The 283-nt window shown below is 70.0% G+C and carries 1 protein-coding gene; it reads left to right on the top strand.

Annotated elements, in window-relative coordinates; all coding sequences use genetic code 11:
• Positions 1–18 precede the first annotated feature (18 nt).
• A partial coding sequence (locus ACSNOD_RS31895) for an NAD(P)-binding protein (RefSeq protein WP_436770536.1) occupies positions 19–283 on the top strand: 265 nt, incomplete at its 3' end.

Here is a 283-nt window from a genome sequence, read left to right as displayed (position 1 = left end):
AGTAGGAGAGTCCAGCCGATGACGTCCACGGTGCCCACCGCCGCCGTCCACGACGAGCAGCACGCCGAGAACCAGGCGCTGCCGCCCATCACCATGTTCGGGCCGGACTTCCCGTACGCCTACGACGACTACCTCGCCCACCCGGCCGGGCTCGGCTCCGTGCCCGCCACCGAGCACGGCACCGAGGTCGCCGTCATCGGCGGCGGCCTCTCCGGCATCATCGCCGCCTACGAGCTCATGAAGATGGGCCTCAAGCCGGTCGTCTACGAGGCCGACCAGATCG

Source organism: Streptomyces sp. URMC 123 (genome assembly GCF_051386515.1).
Classification (GTDB): domain Bacteria; phylum Actinomycetota; class Actinomycetes; order Streptomycetales; family Streptomycetaceae; genus Streptomyces.
This window is presented reverse-complemented; position numbering and strand designations above follow the sequence as displayed.